Origin of the sequence: Pseudomonas sp. GZD-222 (genome assembly GCF_049310525.1) — a bacterium.
GTDB lineage: Bacteria > Pseudomonadota > Gammaproteobacteria > Pseudomonadales > Pseudomonadaceae > Aquipseudomonas.
This window is the reverse complement of record NZ_JBMOWO010000054.1, coordinates 55,643-81,179: the sequence shown is the minus strand read 5'-3', so window position 1 is coordinate 81,179 and position 25,537 is coordinate 55,643. Positions and strand designations below refer to the sequence as shown.

Annotated in this window: 25 protein-coding genes; 14 read left to right on the top strand and 11 right to left on the bottom strand. The window is 63.1% G+C overall.

Translation table 11 applies throughout. The features are described 5' to 3' along the window. Positions 1-27: 27 nt before the first annotated feature. From ACO6VD_RS10375 to ACO6VD_RS10335, 9 genes are all read left to right on the top strand, one after another. Entirely contained in the window at positions 28-1,743 is a 1,716-nt protein-coding gene (locus ACO6VD_RS10375; RefSeq protein WP_422418792.1) for an ABC transporter substrate-binding protein, read from the top strand. Beyond that, on the top strand, positions 1,740-2,672 hold the full coding sequence (locus ACO6VD_RS10370) for an ABC transporter permease (protein WP_422418791.1): 933 nt from the start codon (positions 1,740-1,742) through the stop codon (positions 2,670-2,672). The genes ACO6VD_RS10375 and ACO6VD_RS10370 overlap by 4 nt, the downstream gene beginning before the upstream one ends. A 19-nt stretch (positions 2,673-2,691) precedes the next feature. Further along, positions 2,692-3,990, top strand: coding sequence for an acyl-CoA dehydrogenase family protein (locus ACO6VD_RS10365; protein ID WP_422418790.1), 1,299 nt, complete (start codon positions 2,692-2,694; stop codon positions 3,988-3,990). 22 nt (positions 3,991-4,012) lie between these two features. Beyond that, on the top strand, positions 4,013-5,356 hold the full coding sequence (locus ACO6VD_RS10360) for an LLM class flavin-dependent oxidoreductase (RefSeq protein ID WP_422418789.1): 1,344 nt from the start codon (positions 4,013-4,015) through the stop codon (positions 5,354-5,356). A gap of 28 nt (positions 5,357-5,384) precedes the next feature. Further along, positions 5,385-6,440, top strand: coding sequence for an NADP(H)-dependent aldo-keto reductase (locus ACO6VD_RS10355; RefSeq protein ID WP_422418788.1), 1,056 nt, complete (start codon positions 5,385-5,387; stop codon positions 6,438-6,440). A 30-nt stretch (positions 6,441-6,470) separates the two neighbouring features. Beyond that, positions 6,471-7,379: an ABC transporter permease gene (locus ACO6VD_RS10350; RefSeq protein ID WP_422418787.1), complete on the top strand. Its 909-nt coding sequence runs from the start codon at positions 6,471-6,473 to the stop codon at positions 7,377-7,379. After that, positions 7,376-9,037 carry a dipeptide ABC transporter ATP-binding protein gene (locus tag ACO6VD_RS10345; protein WP_422418786.1) on the top strand — a complete coding sequence of 554 codons (1,662 nt, stop codon included), beginning with the start codon at positions 7,376-7,378 and terminating at the stop codon, positions 9,035-9,037. The genes ACO6VD_RS10350 and ACO6VD_RS10345 overlap by 4 nt, the downstream gene beginning before the upstream one ends. Positions 9,038-9,064: 27 nt before the next feature. After that, positions 9,065-10,273: an acyl-CoA dehydrogenase family protein gene (locus tag ACO6VD_RS10340; RefSeq protein WP_422418785.1), complete on the top strand. Its 1,209-nt coding sequence runs from the start codon at positions 9,065-9,067 to the stop codon at positions 10,271-10,273. An 85-nt stretch (positions 10,274-10,358) separates the two neighbouring features. Next, positions 10,359-11,687: an MFS transporter gene (locus tag ACO6VD_RS10335; protein ID WP_422418834.1), complete on the top strand. Its 1,329-nt coding sequence runs from the start codon at positions 10,359-10,361 to the stop codon at positions 11,685-11,687. Positions 11,688-11,818: 131 nt separating this feature from the next. Here the strand turns inward: ACO6VD_RS10335 and ACO6VD_RS10330 are convergent, their stop codons facing one another. After that, positions 11,819-12,919 (bottom strand): sigma-54 interaction domain-containing protein, encoded by a 1,101-nt coding sequence (locus ACO6VD_RS10330; protein WP_422418784.1) that lies wholly within the window; start codon positions 12,917-12,919, stop codon positions 11,819-11,821. Positions 12,920-12,929: 10 nt separating this feature from the next. Beyond that, entirely contained in the window at positions 12,930-14,105 is a 1,176-nt protein-coding gene (locus ACO6VD_RS10325; RefSeq protein WP_422418783.1) for an acyl-CoA dehydrogenase family protein, read from the bottom strand. Positions 14,106-14,317: 212 nt separating this feature from the next. Here ACO6VD_RS10325 and ACO6VD_RS10320 point away from each other — a divergent pair, with 212 nt between their 5' ends. Next, entirely contained in the window at positions 14,318-14,533 is a 216-nt protein-coding gene (locus tag ACO6VD_RS10320; RefSeq protein WP_010227092.1) for a TOBE domain-containing protein, read from the top strand. Here the strand turns inward: ACO6VD_RS10320 and ACO6VD_RS10315 are convergent. The 6 genes from ACO6VD_RS10315 to ACO6VD_RS10290 form a co-directional block, all read right to left on the bottom strand. Next, positions 14,528-15,145, bottom strand: a complete 618-nt coding sequence (locus ACO6VD_RS10315; protein ID WP_422418781.1) for a helix-turn-helix transcriptional regulator — start codon at positions 15,143-15,145, stop codon at positions 14,528-14,530. The two genes, ACO6VD_RS10320 and ACO6VD_RS10315, sit on opposite strands and share 6 nt — an antisense overlap. 13 nt (positions 15,146-15,158) lie before the next feature. Next, a complete protein-coding gene (locus tag ACO6VD_RS10310) occupies positions 15,159-15,791 on the bottom strand; it encodes a hypothetical protein (RefSeq protein WP_422418779.1) in 633 nt (210 codons plus the stop codon). A gap of 126 nt (positions 15,792-15,917) precedes the next feature. Beyond that, complete coding sequence (locus ACO6VD_RS10305; protein ID WP_422418777.1) at positions 15,918-17,339, bottom strand: purine-cytosine permease family protein; 1,422 nt, start codon at positions 17,337-17,339, stop codon at positions 15,918-15,920. A 193-nt stretch (positions 17,340-17,532) separates the two neighbouring features. Then, positions 17,533-18,537, bottom strand: coding sequence for a GTP 3',8-cyclase MoaA (gene moaA, locus ACO6VD_RS10300; protein ID WP_422418776.1), 1,005 nt, complete (start codon positions 18,535-18,537; stop codon positions 17,533-17,535). Positions 18,538-18,652: 115 nt separating this feature from the next. Continuing rightward, entirely contained in the window at positions 18,653-19,300 is a 648-nt protein-coding gene (locus ACO6VD_RS10295; protein ID WP_422418775.1) for a helix-turn-helix transcriptional regulator, read from the bottom strand. Positions 19,301-19,378: 78 nt separating this feature from the next. Beyond that, positions 19,379-20,809 carry an MFS transporter gene (locus tag ACO6VD_RS10290; protein WP_422418774.1) on the bottom strand — a complete coding sequence of 477 codons (1,431 nt, stop codon included), beginning with the start codon at positions 20,807-20,809 and terminating at the stop codon, positions 19,379-19,381. Positions 20,810-20,990: 181 nt separating this feature from the next. Between ACO6VD_RS10290 and ACO6VD_RS10285 the strand changes: the two genes are divergently transcribed. The 3 genes from ACO6VD_RS10285 to ACO6VD_RS10275 all read left to right on the top strand — a co-directional run bounded on the left by ACO6VD_RS10285 (position 20,991) and on the right by ACO6VD_RS10275 (position 22,107). Beyond that, positions 20,991-21,311, top strand: coding sequence for a YbjQ family protein (locus ACO6VD_RS10285; RefSeq protein WP_400171533.1), 321 nt, complete (start codon positions 20,991-20,993; stop codon positions 21,309-21,311). A gap of 162 nt (positions 21,312-21,473) precedes the next feature. Next, positions 21,474-21,662, top strand: coding sequence for a hypothetical protein (locus ACO6VD_RS10280; RefSeq protein WP_422418773.1), 189 nt, complete (start codon positions 21,474-21,476; stop codon positions 21,660-21,662). A 142-nt stretch (positions 21,663-21,804) separates the two neighbouring features. Then, positions 21,805-22,107 (top strand): hypothetical protein, encoded by a 303-nt coding sequence (locus tag ACO6VD_RS10275; RefSeq protein WP_400171535.1) that lies wholly within the window; start codon positions 21,805-21,807, stop codon positions 22,105-22,107. Here the strand turns inward: ACO6VD_RS10275 and ACO6VD_RS10270 are convergent. Beyond that, positions 22,098-22,520, bottom strand: a complete 423-nt coding sequence (locus tag ACO6VD_RS10270; RefSeq protein WP_422418772.1) for a group II truncated hemoglobin — start codon at positions 22,518-22,520, stop codon at positions 22,098-22,100. The two genes, ACO6VD_RS10275 and ACO6VD_RS10270, sit on opposite strands and share 10 nt — an antisense overlap. 111 nt (positions 22,521-22,631) lie before the next feature. Then, complete coding sequence (locus ACO6VD_RS10265) at positions 22,632-22,961, bottom strand: hypothetical protein (protein ID WP_422418771.1); 330 nt, start codon at positions 22,959-22,961, stop codon at positions 22,632-22,634. A 366-nt stretch (positions 22,962-23,327) separates the two neighbouring features. Here ACO6VD_RS10265 and ACO6VD_RS10260 point away from each other — a divergent pair, with 366 nt between their 5' ends. Next, entirely contained in the window at positions 23,328-24,818 is a 1,491-nt protein-coding gene (locus tag ACO6VD_RS10260; protein WP_422418769.1) for a DASS family sodium-coupled anion symporter, read from the top strand. 163 nt (positions 24,819-24,981) lie between these two features. Here ACO6VD_RS10260 and ACO6VD_RS10255 read toward each other — a convergent pair whose 3' ends face one another. Beyond that, positions 24,982-25,530: a cupin domain-containing protein gene (locus ACO6VD_RS10255; RefSeq protein ID WP_045183137.1), complete on the bottom strand. Its 549-nt coding sequence runs from the start codon at positions 25,528-25,530 to the stop codon at positions 24,982-24,984. Positions 25,531-25,537: the final 7 nt, after the last annotated feature.

Sequence of the window (25,537 nt, the reverse complement as noted above, 5' to 3'; positions counted from 1 at the left end):
TGCATGCGGCACCTGCGGGAGATCGACATGAGTGTAATCACACGGCTCGGCAGCCTGACGGTGCTGGGCGCCTTGCTGGCCCTGGCGGCCTGCAAGCCGGCCGGCAGCCAGGCGCCGGGGCAGGGCAGTGCCATCGATGGCACGCTCAGCAACGGCACCCTGAGCTACGCCGCCCAGGACTATTTTGAACACGCACCGGGTAAGTCCGGCGGCACCTTGCGGGTGTCCACGGCCTCGGACACCACCACGCTGGACGTGCATTCGATTTCCCACGGCAACGTGCAGTGGCTGGGACGCATCCTGTTCGACTGCCTGTTGTATCAAGACGAGCAGGGTAACATCTCGCCATGGCTGGCCAAGTCCTGGGAGATCTCTGCCGACGGCAAGACCTACACCTTTCACCTGCGCGATGACGTGACCTTCAGCGACGGCGAAAAATTCAACGCCCGGGCGCTACAGATCAACCTTGAGCACATGCGTGACCCGGCGACCAAATCGCCGTTGGCGGCGGCCTACATCGCACCCTATGTGGACGGGCGCATCGTCGACGAGTACACCTTCGAGGCGCATCTGCGTGAGCCCTACTCGCCGTTTCTCGACGTGCTGGCGCAGTCCTGGCTGAGCATGATTTCGCCGCGGCAGATCATCGAGGCACCCAAGAGTATTGCCGAACACCCGATCGGCTCGGGGCCGTTCGTGCTCGAACGCTATACCCGCGACCAGGGCGCAACGTTCGTCAAACGCCAAGGCTACAACTGGGCGCCACCGGTAACCCGGCACCAGGGCGAAGCCTATCTCGACCGGCTGGAGCTGAGCATTGTTCCGGAGCCGATGATCCGCTTCAGCACCCTGGAGTCGGGGCAGTCGGATTTCACTGTCGATGCCCCGACCCAGAACGCCCGGGCGATTCGCGAAAATCCCGAACTGGAACTGCGTAGCCGCATCCGCAAGGCCAATCCGTTTCGCAGCCTGACCTTCAACGTCGAACGCTTTCCCTTCGATGACATTGAAGTGCGTCGGGCGGTGGCCAAGGCCATCGACCGTGATGGCCTGGCCTGGATCACCGGCTTTGGCGAGTACCTGGCCAAGGGCGATTTTCTCGCCGCCAACACCCGTTACTACGACCCGGCGTTCAAGGATGCCCTGGCTTATGACGTCGCCGCGGCCAACCGCATTCTCGACCAGGCCGGCTGGCAGCAGCGCGATGCCCAGGGGTATCGGGTCAAGAACGGCCAGCGCCTGGCGGCCCAGTTGCTGACCTACGAGACCGCCGCCTATCCGAGCAGCATCGCCGTGGCCATCCAGTCCGATCTGAAGAAAGTCGGCTTCGAGATCGACATCGAACTGCTGCCCCTGGCCCAGGTCACCCAACGCCGTTACGCCAGTGATTTTCAGGCCATCGGCGGCGGTTACTGGCACACCAACACCCCCGATGGCCTGTTCATCCTCTACCACAGCCAGTCGATCAGCACCGCGAAGCTGATCGGCCAGAACGTCGGGCGTTTCCGTGATGCCGAGCTGGATCGGGCGCTCAGTGCGGCGCGACTCACCACCGACCCGACAGCGCTGGCCGAGCTTTATCGCACCGCCCAGGAGCGCCTGGCGCAGACCATCCCGGCGGTGCCGGTGTTCGAAAGCCATGTGCTGCTGGCCTACCGCAAACAGGTCAAGGGCCTGATTTTCGACACCTCGCACAACACGCCGTTTTTCACCAGCGTCTGGCTTGACCAGGAGAGCAAATGAACAGCATTCAGCGAATAGCCTGGCGTTTATTGGCGGGTCTGGGCGTGCTCTGGGGCGCAGCGACCCTGACCTTTCTGGCCATCAATCTCAGTGCCGGCGATCCGGCCCTGGCAATCCTCGGCGGCCCTGACGCGATGCCCAGCGCCGAACTGATTGCCCAGGTGCGTGCCGAGTACGGCCTCGACCAACCGCTGCTGGTGCAGTACGGCCAGTACCTGGGGCGTCTGGCTCAGGGTGATCTGGGTGAGTCGTATCGCTTGCGCAGCCCGGTGCTGCAGGTGATCGCCTCGCAACTGGGGGCGACGGTGCAGTTGTCGCTGGCCGCGGCGCTGCTGTCGGTGCTGTTGGCAGTGGTTTGCGCCGTGCTCAGTGCCAACCGGCCGCGCTGGGTGCGCTCGCTGGTATCGGGTAGCGAGCTGGTGCTGTCATCGGCGCCCTCGTTCGTGATCGGCATTGTCCTGTTGCTGCTGTTTTCCTTCGGCTGGCATTTGCTCCCGCCGTCCGGCTCCAACAGTTGGCAGGCATTGATTCTGCCGAGCCTGGCCCTGGCCTTGCCGATTGCCGCTGTGCTGACTCAGGTGCTGCGCCAGGAGCTGGAAGACATCCTCGAACAGCCCTTTATCGCCATGGCGCGGGCGCGCGGCATGTCGGAGCTCGGCGTGCGCCTCAAGCACGCCTTGCGCCATGCCCTGGTGTCGCTGGTGACGCTGTCGGGCTTTGTCTTCGCCAGCCTGCTGGGTGGCGCGGTAATCATCGAAATGCTCTTTGCCCGTCAGGGAATCGGCCGGCTGATGCTCGACGCCGCCGTGACCAAGGACATGCCGTTGCTGCTGGGGATCACTCTGCTGGCAGCGGCCATTTATGTGGTCGTCAATTTTCTCGTCGACCTGATCAACCACTGGGTCGATCCACGCAGTACCCGCGTGTGACCCCTTGCAAGGACAAGCCATGAGTGCCCATGACCTGAAATCACCCTTGGCCGCGACCAGCGCTGGCCTGGACTACTCACAGCTGCAGGCGCGCTTTGCTCCGGTGTTCGCCCGTATCGCGCAGACCGCTGTGGCCCGCGAACAGCAGCGCGAACTGGCTCACGAGCCGGTGACCTGGCTGCGCGAGGCCGGCTTTGGCGCCTTGCGAGTACCGCAAGCGTTGCAAGGCGCGCAGGTCAGCCTGCCGGTGTTGTTCCGCCTGCTGATCGACCTCGCCGAAGCCGACTCCAACCTGCCGCAGATCTTTCGCGCGCACTTCGGTTTCGTCGAAGGCCGGTTGTCCAGTGGCGATGCCGCCTCCCAGCGTTACTGGCTGACCAAGGTGGTGGAGGGGCAGTTGTGGGGCGCGGCCATGGCCGAGCGCACCGACAGCACCGGCAACACGGTTCAGCTCAGTGCGGTGGATGCCCAGGCCCCCGAGGCAGGCTGGTTGCTGCAGGGCGAGAAGTACTACTGCACCGGCGCTATCTACGCCGACTGGGTGGCGGCCGTGGCCATGGAGGACAAGGATTTTGTCAGTGTCGTGGTATCGACCACGGCCCCTGGCGTCAGCCTGGAGGATGACTGGGACGGCTTTGGCCAGCGCCTCAGCGGCAGCGGTACCACCCGCTTCAACCAGGTGGCGGTGGCCCCGGAGCAGGTATTGCGGCGCTTCAAACCGGGCGAGTTGCGCGCGGAGTCGTATCTCTCGGCCTTCTATCAATTGTTCCACCTGGCAACCCTGGCCGGCATTGCCCGTGCCGTGCAACGCGATGCCACGGAATTCGTCCGGGGCCGTACCCGCGCGTTCGGCATCCCCGGGCAATCAAGCCCCAAGGACGATCCGCTGGTACAGCGGGTGATTGGCCGCCTGTCGAGCCTGGCCTATGCCACCCAGACTCTGGTGCTGGGCGTCGCCGAGGTGTTGCAGCAGGTGCACCAGGCCGAGCTCGACGGCACGGTCACTGAAGCCGATTACGTCGAAGCCGACATCCGCACCTACCAGGCGCAGCAGATCGTTCTGGAGCAGGTGCTCGAAGCCACCACCTTGTTGTTTGAAGTCGGCGGCGCCTCGGCCACCAGCCAGGCCCGACGCCTGGACCGGCACTGGCGCAACGCCCGCACCCTGGCGTCGCACAACCCGGCGATCTTCCGCGAGCGTGCCCTCGGCCATTACTACCTCAACGGCGTCAGCCCGGGCGCGGCGTGGCGTGAATTGCACGCGCAGCACGCGAACCAGGAAGACGCAGGCGCCCGCGATGAAGCCAGCGCCGTTTGAAGCCAATCACTGAGGAGTTGCCATGAACCAGCCCAACCCAACGATGAGCATCGGCATGAACATTCTCGGCTTCGGCGCCCACGCCAGCGCCTGGCGCAAGGGCGAGGTGGCGGCCGATGCCTACCTGGATGTCGAGTACTACCGCAACATTGCCCGCATCGCCGAGCGCGGCAAACTCGATGCGATCTTTCTGGCCGATGGCCCGGCACTGGTCGGTGACATCGCCGAGCACCCGGCCGGGCGCCTGGAGCCTACCGTGCTGCTCACCGCTGTAGCGCTGGCGACCCAGCACATCGGCGTGATCGCCACGGCGTCGAGCAGTTACAACGATCCGTTCAACCTGGCCCGGCGCTTCAGCTCGCTGGACCATATCAGTGGCGGCCGTGCGGCCTGGAACGTGGTCACCAATGCCGGTGACGCGGCCGCGCAGAACTTCGGCCTGGCCGGCGCGCCGCGCCACGTTGACCGTTATGCCCGGGCCGACGAATTCATCGACGTCACCTTGAAACTCTGGGACAGCTGGGAGGATGACGCGGTGATTGGCGATGCTCAGGGCGGGCGTTTTGCCGACCCGTCCAAGGTCCACAGCATCGATTTTGTCGGCCAGCACTTTTCAGTCAAGGGGCCCTTGAACCTGCCGCGTTCACCTCAGGGCCGCCCGGTGCTGGTTCAGGCGGGCTCCTCCGAAGGCGGCAAGGCCCTGGGCTCGCGGTATGCCGACGCCATTTTCACCACCCAGACCACTCTGGTCGATGGCCAGGCGTTCTACCAGGAGATGAAACAGCGCGCCCGCCAATGGGGCCGCAACCCACAGCACCTGAAGATCATGCCGGGGCTGTCGACGGTAATCGGTAGTACCGAGGCTGAAGCCCAGGCGCGCTTCGATGAGCTCAACGCCTATTACGGCGAAGAGGGCTTGATCAACCAGGTGGCGGCGCGGGTCGGTCTGGCGGCGCACGAACTGGAGCTGGACGCACCGTTGCCCTGGGAGCGCATCGGCCCGGTCAATGCCTTCGAACGCGGTTCCCATGGCTTTCTTGAAGCTCAGCTGAACCTGGCGCGCCGCGAGAACCTGACCATTCGCGAGCTGTCGCGGCGAATTCTGGTCGGCCACCGCCTGATCGTCGGCACTCCCGAACAGGTCGCCGACACGCTTGAACACTGGTTCCGCGCTGGCGCCGCTGACGGCTTCAACATCATGCCGGACATGTTCCCGTCCGGGGTCGAAGTGTTTGTCGATGAGGTGGTGCCGTTGCTGCAAGAGCGCGGGGTGTTCCGCCACGACTATCAGGGCAGCACCTTGCGCGATCACCTTGGCCTGCCATACCCCGCCAGTCAGTACCAGCGCGCCGCCGCGGCGGTTTGATTTTTCCCCTATCGAAGACGGACACAGCATGATCAAACGCACACTAGGCAACAGCGACATCCAGGTCAGCGTGCTCGGCCTTGGCAGCATGACCTGGGGCCACCAGAACAGCGAAGGCGATAGCCATCGCCAGCTCGACGCTGCCGTGGCAGCCGGTATCAACCTGATCGACACCGCCGAGATGTACCCCACGCCGACTCATGGCGAGACCTGGGGCAGCACCGAGCGCTTCATCGGCAGCTGGTTGGCCAAAAGCGGCCGGCGCCGCGAAGTGGTATTGGCCAGCAAGATCATCGGCCCGGCGCGTCAACCCGGTGCCGGCGCGCATATTCGCGACGGCCGCAGCCGCCATGACCGGGCCAACATCGTTGCTGCCCTCGACGGCAGCCTCAAGCGTTTGCAGACCGACTACCTGGACCTTTACCAGTTGCATTGGCCAGATCGCACCACCAACTTTTTCGGCCAGCGCGAGTATCCCTATGGCGCCGATGATGCCGAGGCGGTGAGCATTGGCGAAACCTTGCAGGTGCTGGCCGAGCAGGTGGCAGCGGGCAAGATTCGCCACATCGGTGTGTCCAACGAAACGCCCTGGGGTGTGGCCGAGTTCCTGCGTGAAGCCCGTGAACAGGGATTGCCGCGGATTGTCAGCATCCAGAACCCGTACAGCTTGCTCAACCGTTTGTACGAGGGCGGTCTGTCGGAGTTCAGCCAGCGTGAACAGCTGGGCCTGTTGGCCTATTCGCCCCTGGCGTTCGGCACACTGACCGGCAAGTACCTCAACGGCGCCTTGCCTGAAGGCTCGCGGCTGTCAGCGGTGTACCGCACCTTCAATCGCTACGACAGCCCCGGCGCCCAGCAGGCCATTGCCGCCTATGTGGCGCTGGCGGCCGAGCTGTCGCTGAGCCCGGCACAGCTGGCGCTGGCGTTTGTCATCGGCAAGCCCTTTGTCAGCAGTGCCCTGACCGGGCAGACCAGCCTGGAACAACTGGCCGACAACCTCGGGGCACTGGAGGTGAAGCTCGATGAGCAGGCCTTGGCGCGCATCGAGCAGATCCATCGGCAGTTCCCCAATCCGGCGCCGTGAACGACAACCTTTAGCCCGTGGAGGTGCCCGATGGCGCCGATCAATACAACAGCAGCGGTGCTGGCTGTGCCGAGCCCCGCACCTATTCACCTTCAAGGACGCTTCGGCAGCTGGCGCCGCAGCCTGCAGCAACTGGCCTGGCGGCCCGGGCTGATACTGGCCGCGGTGTTTGTCGTGCTGTTGGTGCTGGCGGCGCTGCAGCCGGGTTGGCTGGTGTCTGCCGATCCGCTGGAAGCCAGTGCGCGTCAGGCGTTTCAGCCACCCAGCAGTCTGCACTGGCTGGGCACCGACGAGAACGGTCGCGACATTCTTGCGCGTCTGGTGCATGCCGTGCGCCCGTCGCTGGTGCTGGGGCTCAGTGCCACGGCTTTGGGGCTGCTGCTGGGGACAGTGCTGGGGCTGGCTGCCGGCCTGGGGCCGCGGTTTGTCGATGGTGCGGTGATGCGCCTGGTCGACGTGCTGCTGGCGTTTCCCGACCTGCTGCTGGCACTGGTGATCATCACCTTCTTCGGCCAGGGCACGCTCAACACCATCATCGCCGTGGGCATTGCCAGTGTGCCGCGCTATGCCCGCCTGGTGCGGGCGCAGACCCTGGTGGTACGCGGCGCCGGCTATGTCGAGGCCGCCACTACCCTCGGCTTGCCTCGTCGTCAGGTGATCTGGCGGCATGTGCTGCCCAACGCCATCAAGCCGATTTTGATCCTCGCCACCATCGGCATCGGTAGCACCATCGTTGCCGGAGCGGCACTGAGCTTTCTCGGCTTCGGCGCGCCACCGCCTGAGCCGGAGTGGGGCGGCATGCTCGCAATCGGTCGCAACTACCTGGCCAACGCCTGGTGGCTGGTGGCCTGGCCAGCCCTGGCGATCACCCTTACGGTGGTTTCGATCACCGCCATCGGCCGTGAACTGCTGCGCCGTAATGAAGGTAAACACCTATGAACGCTTTTACCCAATCCTCGCAGCCGCTGATTGATGTCCATGATCTGCAGGTCCGTTTCGGCCAGGGTGCAGCGGTGCTCAAGGGCATCAGCTTCAGCCTGCAGGCGGGTGAATGCCTGGCGCTGGTGGGCGAGTCGGGCTCCGGCAAGAGCGTCACCTCGCGTACCCTCGCCGGGCTCACCGGCGCCCATGCCCAGGTTCAGGCCCAGCGCCTGGCCTTCGCGGGGCAGGACCTGCGCCAGTTCGACGAGCGCGCCTGGCGCCAAGTGCGCGGTGCGCAAATCGGCTTCGTCATGCAGGACGCGCTAGGGTCGCTTGATCCGTTGCGCCCGGTAGGCAAGGAAATCGCCGAACCGCTGCAGTTGCACACCAGGTTGAACCGCGACCAGCGTCAGGCGCGGGTACTCGACTTGTTGCGTCAAGTGGGCGTGCCTGCGCCCGAGTTGCGCGCCCGTCAGTATCCCTGGCAGTTGTCGGGCGGCCTGCGCCAGCGTGCGCTGATCGCCTCGGCGATCGCCTGCAATCCGCGCCTGCTGATTGCCGATGAGCCGACCACGGCGCTGGATGCCACCGTCCAGGCGCAGGTGCTCAACCTGCTGGAATCGCTGCGTGGCGACAGCACCGCGATGTTGATTGTCAGTCATGACCTGGCGGTGGTTTCACGCCTGGCCAACCGGGTGGCGGTGATGCACAACGGTGTCATCGTTGAGCAAGGCAGTGTCGAAGCGGTGCTGCAGGACCCGCAACACACCTATACCCAGTACCTGCTCAAGGCCGGAGCCGCCGTGCATTTTCGCCGTCCGCAGCAGTCCGCGCTGGCGGCGGTCAGCGCGCCGGCAAAGGAAATCAGCGCGCCGCTGTTGCAGGTGCAGCAGTTGACCAAGGCGTTCAAGGGCCCGGATGGTCAGCGGCGCACCGTGGTCGATGGCGTTTCACTGGAGCTGTACAAGGGCCGCACCCTGGGCATTGTCGGCGAGTCGGGTTCAGGCAAGACCACCCTGACGCGGATGATCCTCGGCCTGGAAACCCCCGACAGCGGTGAGATCCACATCAAGGGCCGGCCCTGGCTGAACCTCGGCGAGGATGAAAAACGTCAGCTGCGGCGCAGTATCCAGGTGGTGTTCCAGGACCCGCTGAGCTCGTTCGATCCGCGCTACACCGTGCAGCGTGTGTTGTTCGAGGCGTTGGAAGTGGCCGGCCACCTGCGCGCCAGCTGGCGCACCCGGGCACTGGAACTGCTGGAGCTGGTGCGCCTCGACGAAAGCCTCCTGTCGCGCCGTCCGATCGAGCTGTCGGGGGGGCAGCGCCAACGCATCGCTATTGCCCGGGCATTGGCGGCGCAACCGCAGATTCTGGTCTGTGACGAACCGGTGTCGGCCCTCGACGTGTCGGTGCAGGCACAGATTCTGGAGCTGCTCGACGACCTCAAGCAACGCCTGGGCCTGGCGTGCCTGTTCATCTCTCACGACCTGGGGGTGATCAACCATGTCAGCGACCAGGTGCTGGTGATGAAAGACGGCGTGGCGGTGGAGAGCGGCCCGGTGCGCGATGTCTTCGACCGCCCGCAACACCCTTATACCCGCGCGTTGCTCGACGCCATCCCGCACCTGGAAAGCGGACGGCGCACGAGCTTCGAATTTCTCCGCTTAGCGATCTGATCCGCCTGACTGACACAAGGATGCTTTATGCCTGGTTTATCTGCAGTACCACGCCGTGAACGCCGTCACCTGGACGACATCAAGGGTAATATCGATAACCTGTTGCCGCTCATCGCTGCCGGTGCCGCGCAGCGCGAACGGGAGCGCCAGTTGCCTTATGAAGCAGTACGCCAGGTGGCGCAGGCGGGACTCTACACCTGCCGTATTCCTCAGGCCCATGGTGGATCGGGCGGCAGTGTCAGCGATGTCATTGCCTTGCTGCTGCGCATCGCCTCGGTGGATTCCAACGTCGCCCAGGCGCTGCGCCCCGGCTTCGGCTTTGTCGAAGGGCTGCTGGCCTCGCGCGCTGAAGGGGCCGAGGCCGAGCGCGAGCGCTGGTTCGCCCGCTACCTGCAAGGGGCAGTGCTGGGCAATGCCGGCTGGGAAGTGGGCGGCGCCAATGGCGCGATCAGTGCGCGTCTGGTGCGTGACGGTGAGCACTACCGGGCCAGTGGCAGCAAGTACTACAGCACCGGCTCGCTGTATGCCGACTGGATCAGTGCGGTGGCCCTGGATGAAGACGAGCAGCCGGTATCCTTCGTCTTGCCACGGGACCGTCAGGGCCTGGAGCTGCTCGATGATTTCGACGCCATGGGCCAGCGCCTGACCGCCAGCGGTACGACCCGGCTCAATGACGTCCGGGTCTATGCCGACGAGATCCGCACGCGGACGGTGGAGGAGGGCAAGCGCACCGTCGTCACGCCATTCCTGCAGTTGTTCCTGGCCACGGTGCAGGCCGGTATCGCCCGCAATGCGCTGGACGATGCCGTGCACTTTGCCCGCGAGCATGCGCGACCGATCAAACACAGCAGCGCTAGCCGTTCGGTGGACGATCCCTATGTGCAACTGAGCGTGGGTGAGATCGCCGCCCGTGCCTTTACCGCCGAAGCAGTGGTGTTGCGCGCCGCTGCTTCGATCGACCGCGCCTGGGCGGCGGACCTTGACCCGCAGCAGGTCGATCAGGCCGCCATCGACGTGGCCCAGGCGCAATATATCGCCGCCGAGTCCGCGCTCAAGGCCGCTGAATTGCTCTTCGATGTCGGCGGTGCCTCGACCACCGGCCGCAGTCACAACCTCGACCGCCATTGGCGAAACGCCCGCACCGTGGCCAACCATAACCCGCGGCACTGGAAAGCCGCCGCGGTGGGCAACTGGCAACTGACCGGTACGCCACCGCCGACCTCGGGGCTGTTCTGAATTGGGCACGCTACAGGTAGCGCCGCTGACGCAACAGGTCAATCAATCACGACGGGTACCGATCATTATCGGCTGCGCGTTTCTGATGGAGCTGATCGACGCCACCGTGGTGATGACGGCCTTGCCGCAGATGGCCATTGAGTTCGGGGTCGCCAGCGTGCGCATGAACCTGGTGGTGTCGCTGTACATGCTCGCCGCCGCGCTGGCGGTGCCGGTCAGCGGCTGGGCGGCCGACCGCTTCGGCCCGCGGCGCCTGTTCGTACTGGCCATGGTGCTGTTCACCCTGGCATCGCTGGCCTGCGCCCTGGCCGGGTCGTTGCTGCAGCTGTGTCTGGCGCGGCTGTGCCAGGGGGCGGCCGGGGCGATGATGGTGCCGGTGGGGTTGATGATCCTGTTGCGCTGGTCGTCACGCGAAGACCTGCTGCGCAACATGTCATTCCTGGCCATTCCACCCTTGATCGGGCCGATGCTCGGGCCACCGCTGGGCGGCTTGATGGTGACCCTGTTGTCCTGGCAATGGATATTCCTGGTCAACCTGCCGATCGGCCTGCTCGGCATCTACCTGGTGCGCCGCTACATCCCCGACTATCCCGGTGTCGGCAAGCAGCCGCTGGATGTGCGCGGCCTGCTGCTCAGCAGTGTCGCCCTGGCCGCCCTGGTGTTCGGCTTCGAAACCCTGGGCCATGGTTTGCTGGAACGGCGCTGGGGGTTGTTGATGCTGCTGGTCGGTGCCATTGCCGCAGTCCTGTACCTGCGTCATGCCCGGCGTTGCCCTCAGCCCTTGCTGGATTTTTCGTCGTTGCGGGTGCGCAGCTTTGCCGTGAACTTCTGGGGCGGCACCTTGTTTCGCCTGGGTACGGCGGCGCAGCCGTTCCTGATGGTGCTGCTGTTCCAGCTGTGCTTTGGCCTGAGCCCGTTGCAGGCCGGGTTATTGACCTTTACCGGTGGCGTCGGCGCCTTTGTGGTCAAACTGCTGGCGGTGCGCATCGTCAGGCGCCTGGGCTTTCGCCGTACCTTGAGCCTGAACGCACTGCTGACTGGGCTGAGCCTGCTGGCCTGCGCCACCTTCAACCTGGAGACGCCGTACTGGCTGGTGGTGCTGATTCTGTTCTGCAGTGGCCTGATCCGTTCCCTGCAGTTCAGCGCCATGGGCGGGCTGACTTACGCCGATGTACCGGCTGAACTGCACAGCCGTGCCAGCAGTTTGTCGGCGGCAACCACGCAACTGACCATGAGCGTGTCGGTGGGTATGGCGGCGTCGTTGCTCAGCCTGCTGATGAGTGTGAAGGGCGAGCAGCAGGTTGGGGTGGCCGATATTGCGACGGTGATTGGTGTCTGCGGGGTGGTGTGCATGGCCTCGGCCCTGGTGTTTCGTCGGTTGGCGCCGGAGGCGGGCAGGGAGATCTATCGCTGAGACGATCTGTGTAGGAGCTGATTTACCGGGACGCCGGAACGCCGCGATGGCCTGCGTAGCTGGCCCATTTTTGGGGCCGCTACGCGCCCCATCGCGGCGGTCCGGCGTCCCGGTAAATCCGCTCCTACAAGTCAGATCGACAGGTTAAGCATCCGCTCACCCTGCGAGCTGGCAGCCGGCTGACGGCGGTTGACCGCCAGTTCGCCGATCTTGATCAAACGGCTGCGGGCGATGTTGCGGCTTAACCCCAGCAGGTTGGCTGTGTGTACCTGATTGTGGTGACTGAAGCGGTAGGCTGCGCGCAGCAAAGCATCCTCGACCTTTTCGTGCAGTGCCCCCGGCGCCTGCTCGAAGAGCTTCTGGAACGCCCGCTCAAGCAGCCCTTCCGCCGAGTCGTCAGCGCCGCTGCTGTCGTCGGCGCGTTCGATACGCATGTTCGACAGGCGCAGGTCCTCTTCGCGGATCACGCCGTCACGGCAGATCAGCAGGGTGTGATGGATGACGTTTTCCAACTCGCGAATATTACCCGGCCAGCCATAGCTGCGCAGCTTCGCCTCGGCTTGCGCGCTGAGGCTGACCTGGCCATAGCCCAGGCGCTGGCTGTAGGCCTGGATGAAGTGGCGCACCAGCGGCAGGATGTCGCCGGGGCGTTCGCGCAGCGGCACCAGCTCCAGGTTGACCACGTCCAGGCGGTAATACAGGTCCTCGCGAAAATGCCCGGCGTTGATGGCTTTTTCCAGCTGCACGTTGGTTGCCGCCAGTACCCTTACATCGATGGGGATGCTTTTGCGTGAGCCCAGGCGCACCACTTCGCGCTCCTGTAGCACGCGCAGCAATTTGACCTGGATGGCCATCGGCAGGTCGCCGATTTCATCGAGGAACAAGGTGCCGCCATTGGCCTCTTCGAACCAACCGGCCTTGGCGCTGAGGGCACCGGTGAAGGCGCCTTTTTCATGGCCGAACAGTTCAGCCTCCACCAACGACTCGGAGAACGCTCCGCAGTTGACCGCCACGAATGGTTTGTCGCGGCGTCCGCTGAGGTTATGGATGTGACGGGCCACCAGCTCTTTGCCGGTACCGGTCTCGCCGATGATCAGCACGCTGGCTTCACTGGGCGCAACCTGCTGCAGGTGCGCCAGCAGGGCCTGGGATTTCGGGTCTTCGAACACTTGTGCGGTGGCACGGATCGAAGTGGCCAGGGCCGGTGACGGCGGTAGGGTGAGCAATTGCATGGGGTTCACACTATGAGTAGAAGGTCGGAGTCGGCAATTGCCCGCGCAGGGCCCATTCACCGAGTTCGTGTAGCTTGTAGTCGAGCGGGTCGTGCAGGCTCTGGGTGCGCAGGTTGCGCCAGTGGCGGTCGAGCCCGACCGACGCCTGGGTGGCGCGTGCACCGGTGACTTCGAAGACCTTGCTGCAAATGGCCAGGCCATCGCGGTTGGCCGCGACCTTGGCGGTAGCGATGCTCACGGCCAGGCGCCCGCGTTGCTCGGCGGTCAATGCCGCGCCTTTGGCCCAGGCTTGATCAAGCGCGTTGGCAGCCTGTTCGACCAGCACCTTGGCGCCTTGCAGGCGTACCCAGAAGTCGCCGAAGTGCTGGAGCACATAAGGGTCGGCGCTACTGTGCTCAGCCTGCGACTTGAACCACGGCCGCGATTCCGTCAGGGCGTAATGGCGCGCCTCTTCGAAGGCGCCTTCGGCGATGCCGAGAAACACATGGGCGAAATGCAACTGGGCAATCAACGGTCGCAGGCAGGCAAAGGGTGTGCTCAGCGGGCCGGGATCGAGCAGCAGGTCACTTTCCTCGACCCGCACCCGCTCGAAAGTGGCGCTGCCACTGTCGGTCTGGCGTTGGCCCATGTTGTTCCAGTCGTTATGCAAGGTGATGCCACTACGACCGCTGGGAATGGCCGCAATCAACAGCTTGCCGCCAGCGCTTTCGTCCACGGCCGATGCGATCAGCATCTGTGAGTCGCTGGCGCCGGAGCAGAAGCTTTTCTTGCCGGAGAACTCGCGAAAGCCGCCGCGATCCTTGACCACGGTGCGCGCGTCCAGCGGGTTGAGGGCATTGCCCCAGAACCAGTTTTTACGCGCGGTCAGTTCGAACCAGGGTTGCCACTGCGCCGGGGTGGCGAACAGGCGTACGGTGGCCAGCATCAAATGATGAAAGCCGAAGACATGGGCCAGGGAGCTGTCGACCCGGGCAAATTCGCGCACCACCTCGAAGGTTTGCGTCCAGCTGCCGCCCAGACCGCCGAACTCACGAGGGATGCTCAAGGCCAGCAGGCCACTGCGGCGAATGGCGTCGCGCTCATTTTTTGGGGTGCCGCCTTCACGGTCGCGCTCGACTACCGTGCGGGCAAATTCGCTGGCCAAGGCCCGAGCTGTCTGCAACGGGGTGTTGGGGGGGATGTGCAAGGCTGCGCTCACTTGAACGATGAGAGATGAACTGATGCTAAATGATCTAAAAAATCTAAAATAAATAACTTATAGATCTTTCGATATGCCTGTTTTATATTCAATAAAGATCTAATTAAGTAAATATTTATTCTTTTTAATTTTATTTGATCCAGCGCACTCTGCACCTCAAGCACTGCGCGGCAGTGCAACCCCGAACGAGGAAGCAGAGCATGACCATCAAGGCGATCAACGTACGCAATCAGTTCAAGGGCACGGTCAAGGAGATCATCGAAGGGCCGGTGGTATCGGAAATCGATGTGCAGACCTCGGCGGGTATCGTCACCTCGGTGATCACCACCCGCTCGGTGCACGAGCTGGAATTGCGGGTAGGCAGTGAAGTGATTGCCTTCGTGAAATCCACCGAGGTGTCGATCGCCAAGCTATGAGGTGTTGCGCGTCAGTTGAAAGCGACACACCTGTCCACCGCGCAGCATGCATTCCAGGTGCTGCACGTCCCCTCCACCCAGGCTGCCAATCAGCGCCAGGTCGAGCTCACAGATTTGCGGGTGAGCTTCGGCCAGCTGATGGAACACACAGTTATGGGCGACAATTTGCGCCGGCTCACCGGAGCGGAAAAACACTTCGGATTCATAACCCACCACTTTCATATGGGCAGCGATCTGCTGCTCATCCAGGCGGGTAGCGCTCAGGTCTGCGGCCATTTTCTCACCCAGACTGCGCATCAGCTTCACCAGGGCCTCATGGCCGATCAGGCTGGCCACTTCATCAATCAGCAGGTTGGCCAGCAGGTGATAGTGGCGTGGGAACAACTCCCTGCCGTGCTCGCTGAGCCGGTACAACTGCTCCGGGCGGCGGCCGGTGGCGCGCAGATCGCCGCGCACCACCAGAGCGTCCCGTTCCAGCGCAGCCAGGTGCTGGCGCACCGCCGTGCGGGTGACCGCCAGCTGGCTGGCCAGTTCTTCGATGCTCATGCCGGCGGCCCGGTACAGCAAGGCCGAAAGCAGATCCTGTTGGGTACGTCCCAGGCCTTCGAACATCAATGAACCTCGCTCAGAACTTGTCCGGGAACTGTTTGACCAACGCTGCCGTCAAGGCGTCGGCCAAACCGAGGATATGCTCGCGCATGTGTTTCCAGGTGGCGGCTTCTGCCTTGTAATCCTTTTTCCCGAGTTCGTCGATCTGCGCGATATGGTGCCCGCCATGGGCGGCCAGCAGGGTGTTGAGCGTTGCCTCCGGCAAGTTCGGGTTGGCCGTGGCGAGGAACTTCGCCAGCGCCTTGGCATTGTTGGTCAGGTCATTGACCGCCGCCTGTTTGCCGGACGCCGACTGGCTGACACTGGCGTCACTGTATTGCTTGACCGCACCCCAGTGACCGCCGAGCAGTTTCAACAGCTGGTCGGCGGCAGGCTGGCCGTAAAGCGGGGCGATGCTGTTGGCAATCGCGGTGGCATTGCTGACCACCTCCTGACTGGCGACATCCGCTGCTTGGCGATTTCCGGCCTGATTGGCGATGGCGTAATTGCGAATCCAGAACATATGCTCGACCCACAGATCACGCAGGGCCAGGCGGGTAGTCAGGGCGGCGGATTCGGCTTGAGGGGGAGGGGTTTGAGCCGCAGGGCTCAAGCTGGGAAGCGCACACAAGGCTGCAAGCAGCAGCACAACCGGCAATCTGATCTTCATGGCAGTACCCTCGACGGGTGAAGTGGCCTACAAGATCAATTACAGCATAAAAATATGTCGTTATTGGTTTGGGCGCCGAACGGTGCTTGCCCACCGTCAAGACGGTGGGCAAGTGCTGCTATCCGCTCAGGGTTTGACGGCTTCCGGCAGGATCATCCGGGCCGGTGCCTGGGCGGCCTTGCCACGGGCCACCAGGTAATACAGCACGCTCGGTACCACCAGGCCGATGATCCACGACACATCGACACCGCCCAGGTGGGCAACCATCGGGCCGGTGTAGAGCTTGGTGGAAATGAACGGCATCTGGATCAGCACGCCAATGGTGTAGACGATGATGCCTGGCATGTTCCAGCGACCGTAACGGCCTTTGGGATCGGACAGCGCAGGTACGTCATAGCGCTCTTTGGTGATGAAGTAGTAGTCCACCAGGTTGACCGCGCTCCAGGGCACGAAGAAGGTCAGCAGGAACAGGATGAACGACTTGAACGCGGTGAGGAACGAGTGCTGGCCGAGCAGGGCGATCAGGGTCGCGGCACCGACAATCGCAAGGACGAAGACCAGGCGCTGGCGACGGCTGACTTCGATGTGTCCACGAAAGCCACTGATGATCGTGGCGATGCACATGAAGCTGCCGTAGGAGTTGAGGGTAGAAATGGTCACCTTGCCAAAGGCAATGCTGAAATACAGCAGCGCGGCGGTGGCACCGGTGCCACCCAGGCCGACAATGTAGGCCACTTCACGGCCGGAAAACTGGCCGTTGGCAATGGCAGCGGCAAACACGCCGAGGACCATCGATGCCTGGGCACCCACCACCGAGCCAAGGCCGGCGGCCAGGAAGGTCTTGAATGACGAAGTGCGGCTCGGCAGGTAGCGCGAATAGTCCGCTACATACGGCCCGAAGGAGATCTGCCAGGAGGCTGACAGCGATACCGCCAACAGGAACGATGCCCAGGTGAAATGGCGGTTTTCCAGGAGCTGGCCGATGTCACTGATGACCAGGATGCGGCTGAACAGGTAGACGAAAGCGATGATGCCGAGCACGCTGGCGATGCGGCCGATCCAGTGGATCATGCGATAGCCGAACACCGTGGCCAGGACGATCACCCCGGCGAAGATCAGGATCCCGGTACTGTCGCTGACGCTGAGCAACTGGCCGATGGCCTGGCCCGACAGTACCGTGCCGGTAGCAGTGAAACCCAGGTACATCAGGCATACCAGGGCAATCGGGATGGCCGCGCCATAGACCCCGAACTGCACGCGGCTGGAGATCATCTGCGGCAGCCCCAGCTTTGGCCCTTGGGCGGCATGCAGGGCCATGACCGCACCGCCGACCAGCTGGCCGATCAGCAAACCGATCAGCGACCAGAACACGTCACCCCCGAGCACCACGGCCAGGGCCCCGGTGACGATTGCGGTGATCTGCAGGTTGGCACCCAGCCACAAGGTGAACTGGCTGTAGAGGCGTCCGTGTCGCTCGTTCTCCGGGATGTAGTCGATCGAGCGGCGCTCGATCAGGGGCTTGCTGCGCGAGGCGCTGGCCTGAGTCATTGCTGTGGATCTCCGCATATTGTTGTTGTCGAGCGGTCGAGTCGCCGGCCGGACGCAGGGGCGGCAACGTTCACAGATATGAGCATGTATATACAAATACAGTCAAGTGGGTGTGCGGAAATTGCGCCGCTCACTCGGGCGGTCACTTTTCAGCGGTCATTCAGAGGACGGGGCAGGGGGCAAGCGCGGTTGGCTAGCCGCCGGTCATGTTCATGAAGCGCAGGATCTGCACCTCGCCATGCACGTCGAAGTGATGACGGTGGGGCTTGAGCGCGATGGCGTCGCGAATCGCCTTGTCCAGGCGCTCGTTGTTGCCGGGGTGGGCGCGCAGCACTTGCTTGAGGTCGCTGGAGTGCTCGTTGCCCAGGCACAGCAGCAAGCGGCCTTCGACCGTCAGCCGCACACGATTGCAGCTGTCGCAGAAGTTATGGCTATGGGGCGAGATGAAGCCGATGCGGATCTGCGGCGCTTCGGCGACACGCCAGTAACGCGAAGGACCCTGGGTGGATTCGGCCGACTCGATCAGGGTGAACTGTTCGCCGATGCGCGCGCGCACTTCATCGCTGGAGCAGTAGGATTCGCTGCGCTGGTGCTCGCTGATGACGCCCAGGGGCATCTCTTCAATAAAGGAAATGTCCAGTTCGCGCTCGATGGCAAAGCGCACCAGGTCATTGATTTCGTGGTCGTTGCGGTCTTTGAGCACCACGCAATTGAGTTTGGTCCGGCGAAAGCCTGCAGCGCGGGCCGCGTCGATGCCGGCGATGACCTGGTGCAGATCACCGGTGCGGGTGAGGGCCTTGAAGCGTTGCGGGTCGAGGCTGTCGAGGCTGATGTTCAGGCGCGACAGCCCGGCATCGAACAGCGGCGCGGCCAGGCGTCCCAGTTGCGAGCCGTTGCTGGTCATGCACAGCTCGCGCAAGCCCGGTAAGGCGGCGACCCGTGCGCAGAGTTCGACAATGCCTTTGCGCACCAGCGGCTCACCCCCGGTCAGGCGGATCTTGCGGGTGCCCATGGCGACGAAGCGCTCGGCCACCTGGTACAGCTCTTCGAGGGTGAGAATGCGCTGGCGCGGAAGAAACTGCATGTCTTCGGCCATGCAGTAGACGCAACGGAAATCGCAGCGATCAGTCACCGACATGCGCAGGTAATCGATTGTTCGACTGAAACTGTCGACCAGCGTTGTGTCGCGTGAACTCACGGTGGCGACTGCCTCTCGCTAAACCTGATGGGTGATCTTATCGAGGGTAGGGAGAAGGAGCTGACGCGTCAAATTGCTTGTAGTGACCATTTGATAAGTTTCGTCTATCGGGCGATTACCGGGGAGTGACCCGATACACACAGCGCCGCTGGCCTGAAAGCAGATGCTCGCAGCGCTCTACCAGCGCCTGCTCGCCAAGCACTGCCTGAAAAACCTGCAGCTCCGAACGGCAGAAGCCCTGGCAGCGGCTGGCAGCGACGCAGATCGGGCAGTGGTTCTCGATGATCAGCCAGCCGTTGTCGCTGGCCTGCGTTTCGGCCATGTAGCCGGCCTGTTCGCGCAATTGCACCAGGGTGCGCACCTTGTCTTCCAGGCTGTGCAGTTGCCTGCAGGCCTGTTGGTACTCGTTACGGTTGGTGGTTTCCATACGCTGAATCAGTTGCTCGACACCGTCGGTACCAAACACCTCCTCGACACTCTCGATCAGTTGCAGGGTGAGCACGCTATGAGCATCCGGAAAGCGCCGTTGCGCAGTCTCAGTCAGCAACCATTTCTGTGAGGGACGGCCTGCACCGTTGGCCGACGCACTGATGCCACTGATCAGCTCGGCAGCCTGCAGTTTCTGGATGTGCTGGCGCGCGGCCTCGAAGCTGATCTGCAGCAGAGCGGCCAGCTCGGTGGTCTTCAGCGCGCCGCGGGTCTTGAGCAGAAACAGGATGCGCTCGGCAGTGGAGTTGCTGGCGTCAGTGGCAGTCGGGGTCATGTAGAGGCGGTCGCCATACAGGTGGAAGGGTCCGGATTGTAGTGAATGAGCGCTGAAAAAGCCGCTCGGCGTAGGGTATCAGGCCAGGGCAAGGGCCTTGGCGCCGGTGATGCGCCGGACCAGGAGCAGCGTCAGCAGCGGCGCCAGCGCGAACACGCCGAACAGCCACATGGCCGCATGTTGAGCTCCGATCACGCCACCGGGGTCAACCAATCCGGCACTGTTGCTGACCAGCCCGGCCAGTGCTGCAGCGAGGGCGGTGGCATATAACTGCACCGTGGTGATCGACGCCGAGGCCAGGTTTTCTTCGCCGGGGCGTGCGGCGCTCAGTACCCGCGTCAACAGGTGCGGCCAGCCAAGGCCAATGCCCAGACCGACCCCGGCCAGGGCCAGGCAGTAACTGCCAACGCCGATTGCGCTGGTCAGCCAGTGCGTTTGCGCGGTCATCAGTGCCAGCGCCAGCATCGCCGCGACGATCACCGCCGGCCCCAAGCGGATCAGGCGCTCGGCGGCTTCACCCGTGCGACTGGCGCTGATCAGGGCGGCGAGGGTCCAGCCAGCGGCCATGGCGGCGGTCATGTAACCCGCGGCGAGGGGGCCAAGGCCATGGATCTGCTGGAGAAAATAGGGCACGAAAATCTCCGTGGTCATCGCCGCTATCAACAGGCACATGACCGCGTACAGCACACCCAGGCGGCTGCCCAGCGAGTAGGCACCGGTGGGCAACAGGCGGCGTTCGGGATCTCGATCCAGGCGCGCGATCACCACGGCGATGACAAGGCCCACGACAATGCCGAACAGATTCCACAGCAGGTTGCTCGACAGGCTCGCTGCCGAGATAGCCAGCACCGAGAGCACCAGGCAAGCGATCAAGCCATAGGGCGGGCGAGTGCGCGTAGCGGCGTGGGTGAGGGTGTTGCCCAGTTGGCTGATGACGATAACGGCCAGCAACCCCACCACCGGCAGCAAGGTCCAGAACGCCCAGCGCCAATGCCCGCCTTCGGCGAACATGCCGCCGATGGCAGGACCGCAGAGCGTTGCCAGCCCCCACATGCCCGAGACCATGGCCATGGCCCGCGGCCACAGGCGCTCATCGAATACCAGGCGGATCAGGGCATAGCTCAGGGCAAACAGGATGCCGCCGCCCAAGCCCTGGACGCTGCGCCCGGCCAGCAGCACCGGCATGCTCGGGGCGGCGGCGCAGAGGGCTGATCCCGCTGCGAAAATGGCCAGTGCCAGGAGGAACGCGCGCCTCGGGCCGAGGCGTTCGAGCAGGCGTGCCGAGAGGGTCGAGCCGATGATCGAGGTGGCCACGAACAGCGTGGTGCTCCAGGCATAAAAGGCCAACCCGCCGATATCGGCGATCACCGTTGGCAGGATCGTGGTGACGATGTAGACGTTGATCGCATGCAGTGCCACGCCACCGGCCAGGGCAATTGAACGCAGGGCATTGCGTCCCTTCAGCAATTCGGCCCATGAAGCATTCGGGGGTGTTGAGGTGGACGACATGCGCGGCTCCTTCGCAAGGTGGTGTCAGTGGCTGACAGTCTAGGTGCGCCTTCTGTATTACACAAACTTATGCTTGGATAAATAGCCGGTGGACGCGTTGCGGCTTTTGTTACCATCCTCTTCTTTTGCCGCGGCCTGTACAGTCCGTGGCGTACAACCTGCAAGAGCGAAGGAGAGCAACATGATCATCACCACCACAGGCACTGTCGAAGGTCGGCAAATCGCCGCCTACCTGGACGTGGTCAGCGCCGAGTCGGTCCAGGGCATCAACGTGGTGCGCGACGTGTTCGCCAGCTTTCGCGACTTTTTCGGTGGCCGTTCGCAAACTCTGGAAAGCGCCTTGAAAGAAGCCCGCGAACAAGCCACCGACGAAATCAAGGCCCGCGCCAGGAGCCTGCAAGCCGACGCCGTGATAGGCCTGGATTACGAGATCAGCATGCCGTCGGCCCGCGGCGGGATGGTGGTGGTATTCGTCACAGGCACCGCGGTCAAACTCAGGTAAGCCTTCAGGTGCGACAAAATAGCCCGGCCATTGGTCGGGCTTTTTGTTTTTTTGCCTGTCCGGTCCATAAATGACCGGCTAGTCTCAGAATCACTTGGTCCGGTACTTCCTGGGCAATCATCTGCTTGCCGGTATCGGCCCACTGTCAGAGGGAGACAGGGCATGTTCGAATCCTATTTCGAGGACAACGGCGACGAATTTCCGATCAACAGCCAGGTACGCTGCGGTCAGGCGGCTTTCCGCCTGGGCTTTGCCCACATGACCCGGGATGACGCCGAGCACGCACGGCCAAGCCATTTGCAGCGCGCCAAGAAGGGCCGCTTCATGCCCAGGATTCCGGTGAAAAAGTGACCCGGTTCACATCACCCCGCCCTCAGTTGCGGGGTTTTTTCTGCATTGTTTGACCTTGCTCAACGGTTGAGGCATGGGCGCTCGCCTGAAGCGCGCTTGTGTGTCTTACTTGTCCGGCTGCTATCACTACAGGGGGTAATCGATGCGGATCAGGGAAGAAACATACTGGGAGTGGGCGGATGCACAACTGCACAGCCGCAGCCACGACGAACTGCTCAGTGACGGCACCAACATCGATGTACAGGTCAGGTTATCGCGCACCGGCGCCACGCAGTTGTTCCTCGGCGTTTACGCCAGTCATGGCAAGGCGATGGTGGAGGAGTACTACCAGAGCCGTCCGGGCGAGACCATGAGCCGCGCCATGGTCTGGGGCGTGAACCGCGCCAGAGCGCTGCTCACCGGAGACTTCCCCGTGGAGCAGGCGCCGTTGCGGCGTCAGGCCTGAGGGTGGCGGTTGCGGCTGGCCTGGACAATGCGCTGGGCCGGCACACGCAGCTGGCGTAACAGGTACTCGGCAAACTCCGCTGAGTAACCTTGCAGGGCGATGGCCTGCGCCATGCAACTCAACCAGATTTCACTATGGGCTTCATCGATCGGCCATTGGGCATGGAAGGCCGGAATGGCGATCGACCCATAGCGCTCACTGAACAGCGCCGGACCGCCGAGCCAGCCACTGAGAAAGCAGGCCAGTTTGTCCCGTGAGTTGTCGAGGTTGTCCGGGTGCATCTGACGCACTGTGCGGGCACCCGGATCCTGATCCATGAACCGGTAGAAATCATCGACCAGCCGACGCAGGCCATCGATGCCGCCTGCGGCTTGGTAAGAGGCATCGCCGGTGCCGAATGCGGGACTGTTCATGCGTGGGCTCCTGGCTAAAAGCGGGCATTGTAGCCGGGTAGGGCGTGAATGAAAAAAGCCCGATCCTTACGGACCGGGCTTCAATGTATTGCCTGTTGCGTTGTGTTGTTTTTAGCAGAGGCGGTCGATCACCGCTACGCCTGGTTTGTTCTGCAGCTCGGCCCACTCATGTTGCAGGGTCTGCAGAACGCGACCGACATATTGGGTGTCGGCGGCGGCTTTCTTGCCGACATAGCCTTGGCCACGACGGTACATCTTCAACCGCGCGCGCAGGTTCGGCGTGGTCTGCTCGAATTGCGCTTCATCGGTGCGGGCCCCCAGGCCTTCCAGGTGGACTTCACCCGAATCGCATACCCAGAGGATGTGGCTGTCGAGTGTGTCTTTGCGCGCGGCGAACAGCCGGGCCAATTCGTCAACAGTCGGTTGATTGTTCAGATTCATCATAAAGCCCCCTAGACCATTCGTAGTTGAGTTCAAACTCGGCGCACGTCATGTAGCGTTGAAAGAAAGCTGCTACAGCAGCGTCACAACTGGGGGCTTTTACCCGCTGCCTTTTGGGCAGTACCCATCCGCATACAGCTCATGGATCCTTCGAGCTGCCTGGAACACCCTTGCCAGTGTCCCCGATCGGGGAGACGGCCTCATCATGCAAGGGCCGACGAATGGCGTCAATAGGTTTTGTAGTGATTTTTTTCTGGCACTACATTTTGTCTGACAATGCTCGATTTCCCTGGTGTTGATGCGTATCAGTTCGACCGTGTAGGAAACGTCTGATCATGAACATTCATGTATTGCAGGGAGATTCTCATGAGTTCGTCGGCTAGCGCACCGGGTGCGCAATCCACCCCGGTCAAGGTTCCGATTGGTTTGTTGTTGGGGATCGCTGCCCTGATTGGCGTGCTGTTGCTGCCGTTACCCGCCGACTTGCCGGTGGCCGGTCATCGAGTGCTGGCGATCCTGGCCTTCGCCGTGGTGGTGTGGATCAGCGAGGCGGTGTCGTACGAAGCCAGTGCGATCATGATCACTTCGCTGATGGCGTTTCTGCTCGGCACGGCGCCGACGGTGGCCGACCCCTCGGTGACCTATGGTTCATCGGCGGCCATCAGCCTGGCCCTTACCGGGTTTTCCAACAGCGCCCTGGCGCTGGTGGTCGGGGCTTTGTTCATTGCCGCGGCGATGACCCACACCGGACTGGACCGACGTATCGCCCTGGTGACCCTGTCCCGCGTCGGGGTCAGTACCCGGCGCATTTTGCTCGGCGCGGTGGTGGTGACGATCCTGCTCAGTCTGGTGGTGCCCAGCGCCACCGCCCGCAGCGCTTGTGTGGTGCCGATCATGATGGGGGTGATCGCTGCATTCGGTGTCGACAAGCGCTCCAACATTGCCGCCGGGATCATGATCATCGTCGCCCAGGGCACCAGCATCTGGAACATCGGTATCCAGACCGCGGCGGCGCAGAACCTGCTGACCGTGGGTTTTATGGACAAGATGCTCGGGGCGCGGGTGTCGTGGATCGACTGGCTGATCGCTGGCGCGCCCTGGGCGGTGATCATGTCGGCGGTACTGATTGTTATCGTGCTCAAGCTGTTGCCGCCAGAGAGTGACAGCATTCCCGGCGGTAAAGAGGCGGTGAACAAGACGCTGGCCGAGCTTGGGCCCATGAGCGGCGCGCAGAAGCGCCTGCTCGGGGTGTCGGTGCTGTTGCTGCTGGCGTGGGCCACCGAGGGCAAGCTGCACGCCTTCGATACCACCTCGACCACCTATGCAGGGCTGGTGTTGCTATTGTTGCCGCGCTTCGGGGTGATGACCTGGAAGGATGTGCAAGCCCGGATTCCGTGGGGCACAGTAATTGTTTTCGGGGTCGGGATCAGCCTGGGGACTACCTTGCTGACCACGCAGGCCGGGCAGTGGCTGGGCGCGCAGGTGGTGGCCAATACCGGACTGGATCAGTTGGGCACGCTGGGGGTGTTTGCGATCCTGGCGGCGTTTCTGATCCTGATCCATCTGGGGTTTGCCAGTGCGACGGCGCTGACCTCGGCGTTGTTGCCGATCCTGATCGCAGTGCTGCAGACCTTGCCGGGGGATTTCAGTCGCCTGGGGATGACCATGGCGTTGGGCTTTGTGGTCAGTTACGGGTTTATTCTGCCGATCAATGCGCCGCAGAATATGGTCTGCCTGGGGACGGAGACGTTCAATGCCAAGCAGTTTGCCCGGGTGGGGATTCTGGTGACGGTGATCGGCTATCTGTTGATGCTGGTGTTCGCGGCGACCTGGTGGCACTGGTTGGGGTGGATGTAGGCGCAAAGGGGCGGTAACTACCGGTGGGAGCGGCGGTGCGACGACTCGACTTGCCCCGCGATAGCGATATACCCGTCACATCGCATCGCGGGGCAAGCCCGCTCCCACTGGCGGCTTATTTTTTCAGTCAAAAAAGTAAGCCCGCTTCTGCTTGTCAGCGTGATCAGAAGTTTGCCGGGGTGTTGGCGCTGATGATTTCTGCTTCGTCCTGGCCGATGTTCTTGAAACTGTGGGGCAGGGTGGTCGGGAAGTAGTAGCCGTCACCGGAGTTGAGGACACTTACCTGGCCGTCCACGCGCAGTTCGATGGTGCCACGGGTTACCAGGCCGCATTCTTCGCCTTCGGAGTGAACGATGGGCTCATCACCGGAGTCGGCACCCGGGGCGTACAGTTCGCGCAGCATGCGCATCTGCCGGCCTTCGACGCTGGCGCCGACCAGGAGCATGCGCAGGCCGCTGTTGCCCAGGTCAGGCTGTTCGGTGGAGCGGAAGACGAAACGCTCTTCGCGCGGCGGCTCGTCAAAGCTGAAGAACTCTGCCAGTGACATGGGAATGCCTTCGAGCAGTTTTTTCAGGGAACTGACCGAGGGGCTGACGCGATTTTGCTCGATCTGGGAAATCGTCGAGTTTGTCAGCCCGCTACGACGGGCCAGCTCCCGCTGGGAGAGTTTGTTGCGTTCACGCACCAGTTTGAGTCGTGTCCCCGTGTCCATAGCCGCC

Bases quoted from the DNA above. Each gene is read 5' to 3' on its own strand.
- ACO6VD_RS10315 (WP_422418781.1), bottom strand. From the start codon at position 15,145: ATGTTCGAAGGCCTGGGACGTACCCAACAGGATCTGCTTTCGGCCTTG.
- ACO6VD_RS10305 (WP_422418777.1), bottom strand. From the start codon at position 17,339: ATGACTCAGGCCAGCGCCTCGCGCAGCAAGCCCCTGATCGAGCGCCGC.
- ACO6VD_RS10340 (WP_422418785.1), top strand. From the start codon at position 9,065: ATGCCTGGTTTATCTGCAGTACCACGCCGTGAACGCCGTCACCTGGAC.
- ACO6VD_RS10335 (WP_422418834.1), top strand. From the start codon at position 10,359: ATGGAGCTGATCGACGCCACCGTGGTGATGACGGCCTTGCCGCAGATG.
- ACO6VD_RS10285 (WP_400171533.1), top strand. From the start codon at position 20,991: ATGATCATCACCACCACAGGCACTGTCGAAGGTCGGCAAATCGCCGCC.
- ACO6VD_RS10345 (WP_422418786.1), top strand. From the start codon at position 7,376: ATGAACGCTTTTACCCAATCCTCGCAGCCGCTGATTGATGTCCATGAT.
- ACO6VD_RS10260 (WP_422418769.1), top strand. From the start codon at position 23,328: ATGAGTTCGTCGGCTAGCGCACCGGGTGCGCAATCCACCCCGGTCAAG.
- ACO6VD_RS10355 (WP_422418788.1), top strand. From the start codon at position 5,385: ATGATCAAACGCACACTAGGCAACAGCGACATCCAGGTCAGCGTGCTC.
- ACO6VD_RS10290 (WP_422418774.1), bottom strand. From the start codon at position 20,809: ATGTCGTCCACCTCAACACCCCCGAATGCTTCATGGGCCGAATTGCTG.
- ACO6VD_RS10265 (WP_422418771.1), bottom strand. From the start codon at position 22,961: ATGAATCTGAACAATCAACCGACTGTTGACGAATTGGCCCGGCTGTTC.
- ACO6VD_RS10280 (WP_422418773.1), top strand. From the start codon at position 21,474: ATGTTCGAATCCTATTTCGAGGACAACGGCGACGAATTTCCGATCAAC.
- ACO6VD_RS10270 (WP_422418772.1), bottom strand. From the start codon at position 22,520: ATGAACAGTCCCGCATTCGGCACCGGCGATGCCTCTTACCAAGCCGCA.
- ACO6VD_RS10330 (WP_422418784.1), bottom strand. From the start codon at position 12,919: ATGCAATTGCTCACCCTACCGCCGTCACCGGCCCTGGCCACTTCGATC.
- ACO6VD_RS10295 (WP_422418775.1), bottom strand. From the start codon at position 19,300: ATGACCCCGACTGCCACTGACGCCAGCAACTCCACTGCCGAGCGCATC.
- ACO6VD_RS10320 (WP_010227092.1), top strand. From the start codon at position 14,318: ATGACCATCAAGGCGATCAACGTACGCAATCAGTTCAAGGGCACGGTC.
- ACO6VD_RS10350 (WP_422418787.1), top strand. From the start codon at position 6,471: ATGGCGCCGATCAATACAACAGCAGCGGTGCTGGCTGTGCCGAGCCCC.
- ACO6VD_RS10360 (WP_422418789.1), top strand. From the start codon at position 4,013: ATGAACCAGCCCAACCCAACGATGAGCATCGGCATGAACATTCTCGGC.
- ACO6VD_RS10275 (WP_400171535.1), top strand. From the start codon at position 21,805: ATGCGGATCAGGGAAGAAACATACTGGGAGTGGGCGGATGCACAACTG.
- ACO6VD_RS10310 (WP_422418779.1), bottom strand. From the start codon at position 15,791: ATGAAGATCAGATTGCCGGTTGTGCTGCTGCTTGCAGCCTTGTGTGCG.
- ACO6VD_RS10370 (WP_422418791.1), top strand. From the start codon at position 1,740: ATGAACAGCATTCAGCGAATAGCCTGGCGTTTATTGGCGGGTCTGGGC.
- ACO6VD_RS10255 (WP_045183137.1), bottom strand. From the start codon at position 25,530: ATGGACACGGGGACACGACTCAAACTGGTGCGTGAACGCAACAAACTC.
- ACO6VD_RS10375 (WP_422418792.1), top strand. From the start codon at position 28: ATGAGTGTAATCACACGGCTCGGCAGCCTGACGGTGCTGGGCGCCTTG.
- ACO6VD_RS10365 (WP_422418790.1), top strand. From the start codon at position 2,692: ATGAGTGCCCATGACCTGAAATCACCCTTGGCCGCGACCAGCGCTGGC.